Consider the following 12,146-nt stretch of genomic DNA (forward strand, 5'->3'; position numbering starts at 1 on the left):
GCAGCCGGTGTTCGTGGCCCGGGACCGCGAGGATCTCGCAGTCCAGCTCCAGCGCCCCGGCCACCGGGTGGACGGTCCGCTTGGTCAGCGTCCGCTGCACCGCGACCTCCCGTTCGGCCCACAGCCGGGCGAACTCCGGGCTCGTCTCCCGCAGTTCGTCCACCAGGGACCGGACCGCCGGATCGGCCGGGTACCGCCCGCCGGCGCGCAGGTCCGCGACGCACAGCCGGGCCAGGTCCAGCCGGTTGCCGGTGATCGTGTCGCCGGTGTCGAACAGCCGCCGCAGCCGGTTGCGGCGGCGCGGCGGCCACGCGGCCGGGTCACCGATCAGCGCGACCAGCATCCGGTTCCAGGCGACCATGTCGAAACCGGCGTCGATCACCATCGCCGGCACGTCGCCGAGGCGATCGAGCAGCCGCAGGACGTTGGCGGGCACCTCGCGCGGCGGGGGCACCGGCGCCGGGCGGGCCAGCCGCCGGAGGTAGGCGTGCTCGTCGCCGGTCAGCCGCAGCGCCCGCCCGAGCGCGGTCAGGACCTGCTCCGACGGCCGTGGCCCGCGCCCCTGCTCGAGCCGCACGTAGTAGTCGACGGAGATCCCGGCCAGCAGCGCGACCTCCGCGCGCCGCAACCCCGGCGTCTGCCGCCGCGGGCCGGGCACCAGCCCGACGTCGGCCGGCCGCAGCCGGTCCCGGCGGCTGCGCAGGAAACTGCTCAGTTCCACACTGTCCACGGTTCCATCATCACCCCGGCCCGGGGTGGTACCGGTTGGCCTACCCCGGCCGGCCGGATCGGGACGAGCCTGGGACGCATGACGATTCTGGTGACCGGAGCCCGCGGGAACGTCGCCCGCGCGCTGGTGGAACAGCTGCTCGACGCGGGGCAGGACGTACGGGCGGCCGGGCGGGACCCGGGCCGCGCCCGGCTGCCCGGCGGTGTCGAGGTGGTCGCGGCCGACCTGTCCCGGCCCGAAAGCTGGGAGGCGGCGCTGAAGGGCGTCACGAAGGTGTTCCTCTACGCCGGGACGGCCGGGCTCGGCGGGTTCCTCGCCCACGCGGGCGGCCTGGCGCAGGTGGTCCTGCTGTCCGCGGCGGGCGCCGATCCGGCGTCGGCGGACGCCATCACCCGCGCCCACGGCGAAGCCGAACAGGCCGTGCGCGACGCGGGGATCCCGGGGACCTTCCTGCGCCCGGTCGGGTTCGCGGCCAACCGGCTGCTGTGGGCCGAGGCGATCCGGTCGGCCGGCGTGGTGCGCGACCCGTTCCCGGACTCGCATTCCGCGTTGATCCACGAAGCGGACATCGCCGCTGTCGCCGCGTGCGCGCTGACGTCGTCCGGGCACCTCGGCGCGGAGTACACGCTGACCGGGCCCGAATCGCTGACCGTGCGGCGCCACGTCGAGCTGATCGGGCTCGCCATCGGCCGTCCGGTGCGTGTCGAACGCCAGGACCTCGACGACTACCGCCGCGAGCTGACGACGGCGTTCGAGGTCCGGGGCCTGGGCACGGTCGGCTCGGCGGATGTCATCGAATCGCGGATCCGGCGGCTGGCGGCGCTGGTGGACCGGCCGCAGCCGACCACGGAAACGGTCCTGGAGGTGACCGGCCGGCCGGCTCGCGGCTTCGACGCCTGGGCCGCGGACCACGCCGCCGATTTCGCCTGAGCGTTCAGGCTTCGTGCTCGCGCAGCAGCCTGAGGACGGCTTTCCTGCTGCCCTCGATCGTCAGGTGACCACTGGCGATGGCGGCGTCGAGATCGGCCGGGTTCTCGAGGAGGGCGTTCAACGTGACCGGATCGGTCCGGACGACGGCGTCCGGCTCCGCGGGTTCGCCCGGCTCGACCGTCAGCCGGCCGGGTTCGGTGCGGACCGTCCACACGCGACTGTCCAGTTCGACGCGGTAGCAAGCGGAACCGCGCGGGCGGGCGGAACCGCGGAGGAACAGCAGCACCGACGTCGCGCCGAGCGTCGCGGGCTCGGGGAGCGGGACGTGCGCGGCCCACGCGCCCAGCGCGAGCACGATCGGCTCCAGCTCGCGGCCCCACGCGGTCAGCTCGTAGACCGTCGAACCCGCGGGCGGCGGCAGTGTCCGGCGGCTCACGACGCCCCGGCCCTCGAGCTCCCGGAGCCGGTCGGTGACCAGGTTCGAACTGGCGCCCGGCAGCGCGCGGCGGACGTCGGAGAACCGTTGCGGCCCCAGCAGAAGCTCGCGCACGACGAGCAGGGCCCACCGCTCTCCGACGACGTCGAGCGCGCGGGCGGTGGCGCACGCGTCCCCGTAGGTGCGGCTGGTCGGCATAGAGCTAATTTACAACGCCGAGGTTGTTTTTAACAACTAGGTTGGCCTACGGTGAGGCTCCGGACGTCGAACGGAAGGACCCGGCCATGGCCGCCCCTGTCGTGCACTTCGAGATCATCGGCACCGACCCGGCGCGCCTGCGCGGGTACTACGGCGAGCTGTTCGGCTGGGAGTACGACACGTCCGGCCCGGTGTCGGACCAGGTGTCCGAGCCGGGCGACTACGGCTTCGTCGAGACGGGCGGCATCCCCGGCGGAGTGGGCGGCGGCACGTCTTTCGCCCGGCAAACCGTGTTCTACGTGGGCGTCCCCGACGTCGCGGCGGCGCTGGAGCAGGCCGAACGCCTCGGCGGCAAGCGCCGCATGGGCCCGGACCGCGCGCCCGGCCGCGACCTGGTCGTCGCCCACTTCACCGACCCGGAGGGCAACCTGATCGGCCTCGCCGGTCCGGCCTGACCGAGGGGCTCAGCGCTCCTCGGCCGTGCCCTGGACGTCGGCGCGGCACGCCTCCAGGAACCGTTCGCCCGCTTCGCTGATCCCGGTCAGCACCCGGTCGAGACTTTCCTTGCGCACCGGCGTTTCCTCGTCGTCCGGTTCGGCGTCCAGTTCGGCGAGCACGGCGTTCACGCCGTTGCGGGCCGCCTTCCACAGCTCCTTGCCGCGGCGGCGGGGTTCGTCGGTGCCGAAGAGCTCCACCTGGTTGTACGCCTTGCGAAGCTCGCCACGGCGTTCGCGCCACCGGGCCTCGACCGTCTCCCGGTTCTTCCGCAGCTCGGGGAACTCCGACCGGATCAGCTGGAACGCTTCCTCGCTCGCCGTCGAGAGGCCCGCGTACGCCTTGACGCGCTCGTCTCGCAGCCAGTTGGCTTGGTCCGCCGCGCGCTTCCGAGCTTCGGTCCGCTCGGTCGCCTTCAGCTTGCGACCCTCCACGAACGTGGTGGTCAGCAGGGTCAGCACCACCCCGCCGAGTGTCGCGCCCACGGTGATCAGCTGCGTGGTCGTCCCCGAGTCCATGCCGGGATCATCCCAGGGCGTCGTACACCGCCTGGACGTACGTGCCGCTGCGGTCGGAGCCGATGATGCCCGGGCCCATCCGGTTCATCATGTACGAGATCGTCAGGCGCCGGTCGAGGTCCGTGATGATCATCGAACCGCCCCAGCCGCCCCAGAAGCAGATGCGGCCGTCCGGGATCCACGGCACCGTCTCGTGCAGCGGCAACCCGTAACCGATGCCCCAGCGCAGCGGGATGCCGAGCCCGAGGTCGACGCCGTTGGCCTGCTCCTCGAAGATCAGGCCGATCGTGTCCGGGCCGAGCAGGCGGACGCCGTCCACCGTGCCGCCCAGCGCGAGTGCCGAGAGGATCCGCGCGACCGAGCGCGCGTTGCCGTGCCCGTTCACCGCGCCGAGTTCCGCGCGGCGCCACGCGGGTGTGTTGGCGACGCTCGCGTCGATGGCCGGGCCGGTCAGCGTCTTGACGATCACGCTGTCCGCGCCCAGCGCTTCGAGGTCGAACTGCGCCGGCGGCGGCGGGACGACGTCGGCGATCCGGCCCCAGTCCGCTTCGGCGGCACCGATCCCGAAGTCCGCGCCCAGCGGCCCGGCGATCTCCTCGGCGACGAACGCCTTCAGCGGCTTCCCGCTCACCCGGCGGACGACCTCGCCGACCAGGTGCCCGAAGTTCGACGCGTGGTAGCCCGAAGCCGTGCCCGGCGTCCACCACGGTGCCTGCGCGGCCAGCCGGGCCGTCGACGTCTCCAGGTCGTAGAGGTCCTCGACGACCGCGGGCTGGTCGAGGCCGGAGACGCCGGACGTGTGCGAGAGCAGGTGCCGGACCTCCACGCCCTCCTTGCCGTTGGCGGCGAACTCCGGCCAGTACCGCGCGACCGGCGCGTGGACGTCGAGGTCACCGCGGTCGACGAGCATCAGGGCGGCCAGGCTGGTCACGGTCTTCGTCGTCGACCAGACGTTGGTGATGGTGTGCTCGTCCCACGCGACGGTGCGGGCCTGGTCGCGGAAGCCGCCCCAGAGATCGGCGACGACCTCGCCGTCGAGGTCGATGACGAGGGACGCGCCCAGCTCGTCGCCGGAGGCCACGTTCTTCTCGAGCGCGGCGCGGACGTCGTCGAAGCGGCTGTCGTGCTTTCCGTGGATTTCGGTCATGCGCCACGCTAATCCCTGACGTCGATGTCAGGGGCAAGCGTGCGAACCGGTTCTACGCGGCGGGCCTGTCGAGCCGGCCGCGACCGCATCGGCGACCTGACGTCGACCCGGGACCGTCTGGAGACGATCATCACGATGTCCCTGGCCGCGGGAAAGCCCTGCGCTATTCCGGGCTGACGTCACGCGCCCGGTCGATGGCCGCCATGTTCTCCTCGGCCCAGTTCCGCAACGCGGCGAGCGGCACTTCGAGCGACCGGCCCAGGTCGGTCAGCCGGTAGTGCACCTTCGGCGGCACCGTCGGCTCCACCCGGCGCGCGACCAAGCCGTCGTCGGTGAGGCTTCGCAGCGTCACCGACAGCATCTTCTGGGAGACCCCCGGCATCCGCCGTTGCAGCTCGGCGAACCGCACCTCGGCCGGGCCGGCCTCGGCCAGCACCTTCACCGCCATCGACGTCCACTTCGTGCCGATCCGGTCCAGCAGCCGCCGCGTCGGGCACTTCGGGTCGAACAGGTCGCCTCGGCCGGAGGGGGTCACCTGGAGCTCACCACCTGTCGTGAAAGTGCCGTCTTGGCTCTTCGGAAGCTGTTACCTACCGTTTGCGGGTAACCAATGGTAACCACCCAGGAGGCAGCGTGCGCGAGTATCGGGTCGAGGCGAACGGCATCAAGATCGCCGTGGCCGACGTCGGCGAAGGGCCCGCGGTCCTCCTGCTGCACGGCTTCCCGCACACCTGGCGGCTCTGGTCCGCGGTCATCCCGCACCTGGCCCGCGACCATCGCGTCCTCGCGCCGGACCTGCGTGGTCTCGGCGCGACCACGCGCGCCACCGGCGGCTACGACGCCGGGAACCTGGCCGCGGACGCCGAAGCGCTCCTCGACGCGCTGGACGTGCCGACGGCGTCCGTCGTCGGCATCGACGCGGGCACCCCGCCCGCGTTCCTGCTGGCGATGCGACGTCCCGAGCGCGTCCGGCGGCTCGTGCTGATGGAGTCGTTGCTGGGCCGCCTGCCCGGTGCCGAAGACTTCCTCGCCGGCGGGCCGCCGTGGTGGTTCGGCTTCCACGCCGTGCCGGGGCTCGCCGAGACGGTGCTGGCCGGGCACGAGGCCGAGTACCTCGGCTGGTTCCTCGACGCGGGCACCCAGGGCCGCGGGGTGCCACCGGAGATCCGCGAGCACTTCGTCGCCGCCTACAGCGGCCGCGAGTCCCTGCGGTGCGCGTTCGACCACTACCGGGCCATGCCCGCCAGCGCCGCGCAGATCGCGGACGCCGTCGCGGCCGGCCGGCTCACGGTGCCGACCCTGGCGATCGGCGCCCACCCGGTCGGCGACACCCTGGCGCGCCAGCTCCGGCCGATCGCCGACGACCTCACGACACGCCTCGTCGAGGACTGCGGTCACATCGTCCCGCTGGACCGTCCGGACGCCCTGGCGCCGCTGCTGACGTCGTTCCTTGACCTCGACCATGCTGGAGCTTCGAGACTGGCCCCATGACGATCTGGATCTGCGGAACCTGCGGGGTCGAGCACCCCGACACCGAACAGCCCCCAGCTGGCACGTGCGAAATCTGCGCGGACGAACGGCAATGGGTACCCGCCACCGGTCAGGTGTGGACGACGCTGGAGAAACTCGCGGCCGACGGGCACGAAGTGGTGCACCAGGAACCGGAACCCGGCCTGCACCGGTTCAACCGCGAACCGCGCTTCGGCATCGGCCAGTGGACGCACCTCGTGCCGACGTCCGAAGGCAACCTGCTGTGGGACCCGCCGAACCACCTCGACCCGAGGCTGGCCGCGAAGATCGAGGAATTGGGTGGCGCGGCCGTGATCGTGGCCAGCCACCCGCACATGTACGGCTCGCAGGTCAGCTGGAGCCACCGGCTCGGGCGCGTCCCCGTGCTGGTGCACGCCGCCGACCGGCGGTGGGTGCGGCGCGAGGACCCGGTGCTGCGGGAGTGGTCCGGCACCGAGCGGATCCTGCCCGGGGTGACGCTCGTCGAGGCGGGCGGCCATTTCCCCGGCGCCGCGGTGGCCCACGTCGAAAACGACACCGGCAACCTGCTGCTGACCGGGGACACGATCGTGCCCGTGGCCGATTCGCGGTGGGTGACGTTCATGCGCAGCTACCCGAACATGATCCCGCTTTCCGCGGGCCTGGTGCGGCGGATCAACGACCGGCTCGAACCGTACGACTTCGACCGCGTGTACGGGCTGCTGGGCGGTGTGGTCCCCGAAGACGCCAAGGGCGCGGTACGCCGCTCCGCGGAGCGCTACATCGCCTGGGTGAGCGGGGTGAACGACCACCTCGCCTGAATGACTATTTCTCCGCCCCCTTCAATTTATAGCCGACCCCGGGGCTTGCGGCAAGGCCGGGGTGATGCCGCAGAATTGCCCGCCGTAAGCCGGAAACAGGGGAAATGGGGATTCTGCGGTGCGTGTTTTGCTGACGACGTGGGGATCACGCGGGGACGTCGAACCGCTGGTGGGGCTCGCGGTGGCGGTGCGGGAGCTGGGTGCGGAGGCGGTGGTGGCCGCGCCACCGGACGAGGATTTCGTGAAACTGCTGGACCGGGCCGGCGTGCCGCTGGTGCCGCTCGGCCCGACGGTGCATTCGGTGGTCGCCGGCCCGAAGCCGCCGACGGGGGAAGACGCGTTCAAGCTCGCTCCGGCACTGGTCGCCGCGCGGTTCGAAACGCTCGGTGCGGCAGCCGAGGAATGTGACGTCTTGGTGGCGACCGGCCTGCTGCCGGCCGGTGCCAGGGACGTGGCCGAAAAGCGGGGCATCCCGTACGTCTATGCGTGTTTCCACATCTTCGGGCTGCCGTCGCGGCGGTTCGCCCCGGGGATGCGGCCGGGCACGCCGCCCGCGGGGGAGGAGACCAGCATCGAGGAACGGTGGGAGCAGGACGCCAAGGCCGTGAACGGGTTGTACGGCCCGGCGCTCAACACCCACCGGGCGGCGATCGGCCTGCCGCCGGTGGACAACGTCCGCGACCACGTCTTCACCGAGCGGCCGTGGCTGGCGGCGGACCCGGCGCTGTGCCCGTCCGAGGGCATGACGAACTTCGACCTCGTGCAGACCGGGGCGTGGATCCTGCCCGACGACCGGCCGCTGCCGGACGGCCTGGAGGCGTTCCTGGACGCCGGCGAACCGCCGGTGTACGTGGGCTTCGGCAGCATGGCCGCGTACGCCCCGGCTGGCATCGCCCGCGAAGCCACCGAGGCGGCCCGCGCGCAGGGCCGCCGGGTCGTGCTCGGCCGCGGCTGGGCCGGGCTGGAGGCGATCGACGACGCCGACGACTGCTTCGTCGTCGGCGAGGTCAACCAGCAGGCGCTGTTCCGCCGGGTGGCCGCGGTGGTCCACCACGGCGGCGCGGGCACCACGACGACGGCCGCCCGAGCCGGCGTGCCCCAGGTCGTGGTGCCCCGGATCGCGGACCAGCCGTACTGGGCCTCCCGGGTGGCCGAGCTGGGCATCGGCGTCGCACACCAGGACCCGGCACCGACCGCCGAGTCCCTGTCGGCCGCGTTCGCCACGGCCCTGGCCCCCGAGACCCGCACGAGGGCCCAGGCCGTGGCCGGCACGATCCGCGACGACGGGGCGACGATGGCCGCGAAGCTGCTTCTGGACTTCGCGGGCTCCTGACCAGATGAGCCGTACCGCGCGCCGGTGGTAGCGCCTGGATCGCGGACCAGCCGTACTGGGCCTCCCGAGTGGCCGAGCAGGGCATCGGCGTGGCGCCTGAGGCGCCCACGCTGACCGCCGATTTCCCGACGGCCGCGTTCGCCACGGCCCAGGCGGTGGCCGGCACGATCCGCGACGACGGGGCGACGATGGCCGCGAAGCTGCTTCTCGACGTCGCGGGTTCCTGACCAGATGAGCCGTACCGCGCGCCGCACCCAGCGGCGCGCGGTACCCGCTCAGACGGGCTCGCCGAACCACCGGGCGAGGTGGTCGTCCAGGCCTCGCTGATCGTCGCCGATCCAGGCGACGTGACCGTCCGGGCGCAGCAGGACACCCGGAACGTCCAGCGCCGCGGTGGGATCCGCGAGGTGGTCGACCCGGTCCGACCAACCGCCGACCGTCAGACGTTCGGTGCGGTCCAGCAGCAGACCACGGCCGCGGTGCAGCAGGTCGTAGAGACGGCCCTGCTTCACGTCGATGTCGCGCAGACGTCGCCCGAGCAGATCGGGGCCTTCGCCGAGTTCGTAACGGATGTCGATCGAAGTGATCTTTTCGATCAAATAGCGGTTCACCTCGTCGAAGTCCATCAGTTCGGTGAGCAGCCTGCGCACGGCCTGCGCGCCCGGTTCGGCGGACATCAGCTCCATCTGGGCCCGAGTGTTGTCCAAGACGTCCGCGGCGACCGGATGACGTTCGGCCTCGTAGGTGTCCAGCAGCGTTTCCGGGGCCCAGCCGCGGACCTGCGCGGCCAGCTTCCAGCCGAGGTTGAAGGCGTCCTGGACGCCCAGGTTGAGGCCCTGCCCGCCGGTCGGCGGATGGATGTGCGCCGCGTCGCCGGCCAGCAGCACCCGCCCGACCCGGTACCGCTCGGCCAGCCGGGTGGCGTCCCCGAAACGCGACAACCAGCGCGGCGAATGCACGCCGAAGTCCGTCCCGGCGATGGCGCGCAGCTGCTGCTTGAAGTCGTCGAGGGTGGGCGGTTCCGCACGGTCGCTGACACCAGCCGCGGGGACCACGACGCTGTAGATCCCTTCACCGAAGGGCCTGAGCCAGAACGGCTTATGGGTCTCGCTGATTTCGGCCACCTTGGCGGCGATTTCCTCCGGCGGCGCCTCCGCTTTCAGTTCGCCCATCAGCGTGTCGGTCCGCGAGGGCTCGCCGGGGAATCCGACGCCGAGCAGTTTGCGCACGGTGCTGCGCGCCCCGTCACAGCCGACGAGATAGCGCGAACGCAGCTGCTCGCCGGTGTCCAGCTCGACGGTCACACCGTCATCGTCCTGCTCGAACCCGGTCACCGCGCACCCGCGCCGGACCTGTGCGCCGAGTTCGATCGCGTGTTCTTCGAGGAGCCGGACGATGACCGGCTGCGGGATGCCCAGCAGGTAGGCGTGCGCGGAATCCAGGCCCGGTGGTACGGGCTTGCCGATGGCCGCGAAGAAACCGGCGGCCGGACGCTTTCTTCCGTGCTCGAGCAGGCCGTCCAGCAGCCCGCGCATGGCCATCAGCTCGAGGCTGCGGATGTGCAGGCCGACGATGCGGACGAACGAAACGGGCTCGGTTTCCTTCTCCAGAACGAGTACCCGTACGTCGTGCAGCCGCAGTTCGGCGGCCAGCATCGCGCCGGCCGGCCCGCACCCGGCGATGATCACGTCGAACACGAGGGGCGAAGAGTCCATGGTGGTGCCTTTCGGGAGTGCCTGGTGGCGGCGCTCCCGGCGACACCTGCGTCAGTCGCCCGGCCGTGACGGCAGAGGGAGCACCCACATCGCTGCTGCGTTCATGGGTCTCACCTCCTCGGGCGGTGTCACGGACGAGTGCAAGCTACCGCCCGAACCACACGCCGTCCAACGCTTTACCGGCCGCGGTGGATCAGGCGGTCGGGCGGCCCGCTCCGGCGTAGTCGTCGCCGTCCTTGCGGTAGGTGTGGACCTGCACGGCCTGCCCGGTCTGCGGCGCGTCGATCATCTGCTGGTTGCCGATGTACAGCCCGACGTGGTGGATCTTCGTCGTCGGCTCGCCGTAGAAGATCAGGTCGCCCAGCTGCGGCTCGGTCACGTGCGAGACGCTGCGGTACTGCGTGTCGGCCGTCCGCATCAGCTTGACGCCCGCGCTCGCGTACGCCGCCGTCGTCAGGCCCGAGCAGTCGAAGCCCGGGTCGTTGCCGCCGGTGCCGTTGCCGCCCCAGATGTAGGGGAGGCCGATCTTGTCGATGGCGAAGTTGACCGCGCTCAGCACCGCCGCGTTCGGCGCGGCCGAGCCCTGGCCGACCGTGCCGTAGACGTTGACCGTCGCCAGCGTCCGGTGCAGGAACAACGGCGCCGACTGCAGCGCGCTCACCGAGTCCCACCAGGTCTGGCCCTGGGAGAGGTCGTGGCCGTCGGCGCACAGCGCGCGGCCGGTGGTCAGCGCGGCGTCGTCGATGTTCTGCACGTCCGGGCTGCTGCCGTTCGCGCTCGCCTTGTACTTGCCCCAGATCGACGGCGACAGCTGCATCGGCCCGGCGGCGTTCGCCGTCGAGACGACCTTGTTGTAGAAGTCGCGCACCTCGACCGTGCCGAGCGCCTGGTCCATCGCGCCGGTCTCGGCGATGTGCCTGCCTTGCGCGCGGCCGTGGTCGGAGGTGACCTTCCCGACCGCCGCCAGCGTCACCCACGACAGGTGGCAGCCCGGGACCTCCTTGGTGAGCGTCACCGTGGCCTTGGCGTAACCGGTCATCGCGCGCAGCGGGATGTCGAGCCACTGGCTGGTCTTGGACGCCCACTCGTCGAACTCGCTCGCCTGCGGCACCTTCGGCTGGGTCGGCGGCGGCGTGGTCGTCTTCGGGACAACCGTCGTGGACGGCGTCGGCGCGGCCGTCGCGGCGGCGTTTTCGGTCGTCTCCTGCTTGGGCGCGAACTGGATGGCGACCACGAGCGCGACCGCGATCACGACCACCGCGGCCACCACGATCCCGGCCTTCCGGCGGTGGGGCGGCCTCGCTTCGATGTCCTTCGGGTCCTCTGTGTCCTCCGGGACGACCACGGGCTCGTCGCTCACCGCGCGGCCCCGGTCAGCCGGTCGAGCACGAAGCCGCGGAGGCCGTCGAGGTCGGTGTCCATCGCGACGTCGATCAGCCGGCCGGGGGAGAACTGCGGATCCTCTTCGCCGAGCCGCCGCCGGTCGACCAGGGTCTGGCCGCGCGCCGGGCCCAGCCCGCAGTCGACGTCGACGCGGTAGGTCTCGGTGTGCAGGATCCCGGGCGAGATCGCCTCGGCGACGGCGACGGCGTCGTGCATGACCATCCGGTCCTCACCGAAGACCCGCGTGTAGTGCCGGCGGTAGGTGGAGGTGAGCCCTTCGAGCGTCGCGCCGACCGTCCCGGACGCGGCGAGCTTCGCCAGCCACTCGGCGTCGACGGCGCAGCGGTGCGTGAGGTCCAGCGGCACCAGCACCACCGGGACGTCCTCCTCGACCAGCACCCGCCGCGCCGCTTCGGGGTCGCTCCAGATGTTGAACTCGGCCGCCGTCGTGCTGTTGCCGAAAGTGACACCACCGCCCATGATCACCAGCCGCGCGATCTTCTCCCGCGCGCCCGGGTGGGCGGCCAGCAGCGCGGCGATGTTCGTCAGCGGGCCGATCGGCGCGATCGTCACGGGCTCGTCGGCCGCCTCGAGCAGCGCGAGCATCAGGCTGACGGCGTCGCGTTCGTCGAGCGGCCGGGTCGCCTCGGGCAGCGTGGCGCCGTGGCCGGACAGGCCGTCGCCGCCGTGGACCTCTTTCGCGTCACGTGGCTTCGAATACACCAGCGGGCGGGCCGCGCCGGCCGCGACCGGCACGTCGGTGCGGCCGAACAGCTCCAGCAGCCGCCGGGCGTTCGCCGTGGTCTTGTCCAGGGGCACGTTGCCGAACACGGTCGTCACGCCCAGCAGGTCGACGTCCGGCGAGACCGCGGCGAGCGCGATCGCCAGCGCGTCGTCGACGCCCGGGTCGGTGTCGATGATCAGCTTCGTGCCCATCCAGCTCCCCTTGCCT

Annotated in this window: 13 protein-coding genes and 1 pseudogene; 6 read left to right on the forward strand and 8 right to left on the reverse strand. The window is 72.1% G+C overall.

Annotated elements, in window-relative coordinates; translation table 11 throughout:
* Positions 1-7: 7 nt before the first annotated feature.
* A pseudogene (locus ACIOD2_RS23510) lies at positions 8-730 on the reverse strand (helix-turn-helix transcriptional regulator); the annotation flags it as partial.
* Between the two features lie 78 nt (positions 731-808).
* Between ACIOD2_RS23510 and ACIOD2_RS23515 the strand changes: the two are divergent.
* Positions 809-1,660: an SDR family oxidoreductase gene (locus ACIOD2_RS23515; protein ID WP_400541614.1), complete on the forward strand. Its 852-nt coding sequence runs from the start codon at positions 809-811 to the stop codon at positions 1,658-1,660.
* A gap of 4 nt (positions 1,661-1,664) precedes the next feature.
* Here the strand turns inward: ACIOD2_RS23515 and ACIOD2_RS23520 are convergent, their stop codons facing one another.
* Entirely contained in the window at positions 1,665-2,294 is a 630-nt protein-coding gene (locus tag ACIOD2_RS23520) for a winged helix-turn-helix transcriptional regulator (RefSeq protein ID WP_400541617.1), read from the reverse strand.
* An 86-nt stretch (positions 2,295-2,380) separates the two neighbouring features.
* Here ACIOD2_RS23520 and ACIOD2_RS23525 point away from each other — a divergent pair, with 86 nt between their 5' ends.
* The gene (locus ACIOD2_RS23525; protein WP_400541620.1) at positions 2,381-2,749 is read left to right on the forward strand and encodes a VOC family protein; all 369 of its coding nucleotides are present in this window, start codon (positions 2,381-2,383) and stop codon (positions 2,747-2,749) included.
* 9 nt (positions 2,750-2,758) lie between these two features.
* On the opposite strand, the gene ACIOD2_RS23530 is transcribed toward ACIOD2_RS23525, so the two are convergent.
* The 3 genes from ACIOD2_RS23530 to ACIOD2_RS23540 all read right to left on the reverse strand — a co-directional run bounded on the left by ACIOD2_RS23530 (position 2,759) and on the right by ACIOD2_RS23540 (position 4,989).
* On the reverse strand, positions 2,759-3,307 hold the full coding sequence (locus tag ACIOD2_RS23530) for a hypothetical protein (RefSeq protein ID WP_400541623.1): 549 nt from the start codon (positions 3,305-3,307) through the stop codon (positions 2,759-2,761).
* Between the two features lie 7 nt (positions 3,308-3,314).
* Positions 3,315-4,454: a serine hydrolase domain-containing protein gene (locus tag ACIOD2_RS23535; RefSeq protein WP_400541626.1), complete on the reverse strand. Its 1,140-nt coding sequence runs from the start codon at positions 4,452-4,454 to the stop codon at positions 3,315-3,317.
* 163 nt (positions 4,455-4,617) lie between these two features.
* Positions 4,618-4,989 carry a winged helix-turn-helix transcriptional regulator gene (locus ACIOD2_RS23540; protein ID WP_400541629.1) on the reverse strand — a complete coding sequence of 124 codons (372 nt, stop codon included), beginning with the start codon at positions 4,987-4,989 and terminating at the stop codon, positions 4,618-4,620.
* Positions 4,990-5,087: 98 nt separating this feature from the next.
* Here ACIOD2_RS23540 and ACIOD2_RS23545 point away from each other — a divergent pair, with 98 nt between their 5' ends.
* The 4 genes from ACIOD2_RS23545 to ACIOD2_RS23560 all read left to right on the forward strand — a co-directional run bounded on the left by ACIOD2_RS23545 (position 5,088) and on the right by ACIOD2_RS23560 (position 8,323).
* Positions 5,088-5,945: an alpha/beta fold hydrolase gene (locus tag ACIOD2_RS23545; protein WP_400541632.1), complete on the forward strand. Its 858-nt coding sequence runs from the start codon at positions 5,088-5,090 to the stop codon at positions 5,943-5,945.
* Positions 5,942-6,763 (forward strand): MBL fold metallo-hydrolase, encoded by an 822-nt coding sequence (locus tag ACIOD2_RS23550; protein ID WP_400541635.1) that lies wholly within the window; start codon positions 5,942-5,944, stop codon positions 6,761-6,763. The genes ACIOD2_RS23545 and ACIOD2_RS23550 overlap by 4 nt, the downstream gene beginning before the upstream one ends.
* A gap of 118 nt (positions 6,764-6,881) precedes the next feature.
* Complete coding sequence (locus tag ACIOD2_RS23555; RefSeq protein ID WP_400541638.1) at positions 6,882-8,096, forward strand: glycosyltransferase; 1,215 nt, start codon at positions 6,882-6,884, stop codon at positions 8,094-8,096.
* A gap of 89 nt (positions 8,097-8,185) precedes the next feature.
* Positions 8,186-8,323: a hypothetical protein gene (locus ACIOD2_RS23560; protein ID WP_400541641.1), complete on the forward strand. Its 138-nt coding sequence runs from the start codon at positions 8,186-8,188 to the stop codon at positions 8,321-8,323.
* Positions 8,324-8,371: 48 nt separating this feature from the next.
* Here the strand turns inward: ACIOD2_RS23560 and rox are convergent, their stop codons facing one another.
* The 3 genes from rox to ACIOD2_RS23575 all read right to left on the reverse strand — a co-directional run bounded on the left by rox (position 8,372) and on the right by ACIOD2_RS23575 (position 12,130).
* The gene (rox, locus tag ACIOD2_RS23565) at positions 8,372-9,811 is read right to left on the reverse strand and encodes a rifampin monooxygenase (RefSeq protein ID WP_400541644.1); all 1,440 of its coding nucleotides are present in this window, start codon (positions 9,809-9,811) and stop codon (positions 8,372-8,374) included.
* 193 nt (positions 9,812-10,004) lie between these two features.
* Complete coding sequence (locus ACIOD2_RS23570; RefSeq protein ID WP_400543211.1) at positions 10,005-11,120, reverse strand: NlpC/P60 family protein; 1,116 nt, start codon at positions 11,118-11,120, stop codon at positions 10,005-10,007.
* A 47-nt stretch (positions 11,121-11,167) separates the two neighbouring features.
* Positions 11,168-12,130 (reverse strand): nucleoside hydrolase, encoded by a 963-nt coding sequence (locus tag ACIOD2_RS23575; protein ID WP_400541647.1) that lies wholly within the window; start codon positions 12,128-12,130, stop codon positions 11,168-11,170.
* Positions 12,131-12,146: the final 16 nt, after the last annotated feature.

Origin of the sequence: Amycolatopsis sp. NPDC088138 (assembly GCF_044741685.1) — a bacterium.
Taxonomy (GTDB): domain Bacteria; phylum Actinomycetota; class Actinomycetes; order Mycobacteriales; family Pseudonocardiaceae; genus Amycolatopsis.